The sequence below is a fragment of the Erwinia sp. SLM-02 genome (assembly GCF_037450285.1).
Classification (GTDB): Bacteria; Pseudomonadota; Gammaproteobacteria; order Enterobacterales; family Enterobacteriaceae; genus Erwinia.
Genome location: NZ_JAQISN010000024.1, coordinates 1 through 465 on the forward strand (window position 1 = coordinate 1; position 465 = coordinate 465).

Annotated in this window: 1 rRNA gene; it reads left to right on the forward strand. The window is 50.5% G+C overall.

Features of this window, described 5'->3' with window-relative positions:
* Positions 1-465 (forward strand): 16S ribosomal RNA (locus tag PGH32_RS24790); the annotation flags it as partial.

The window sequence follows — 465 nt, forward strand, 5'->3', positions numbered from 1 at the left end:
CCTACGGGAGGCAGCAGTAGGGAATCTTCCACAATGGACGAAAGTCTGATGGAGCAACGCCGCGTGAGTGAAGAAGGTTTTCGGATCGTAAAACTCTGTTGTTAGAGAAGAACGTATTTGAGAGTAACTGATCAGGTAGTGACGGTATCTAACCAGAAAGCCACGGCTAACTACGTGCCAGCAGCCGCGGTAATACGTAGGTGGCAAGCGTTGTCCGGATTTATTGGGCGTAAAGCGAGCGCAGGCGGTTTCTTAAGTCTGATGTGAAAGCCTTCGGCTCAACCGAAGAAGTGCATCGGAAACTGGGAAACTTGAGTGCAGAAGAGGACAGTGGAACTCCATGTGTAGCGGTGAAATGCGTAGATATATGGAAGAACACCAGTGGCGAAGGCGGCTGTCTGGTCTGTAACTGACGCTGAGGCTCGAAAGCATGGGTAGCAAACAGGATTAGATACCCTGGTAGTC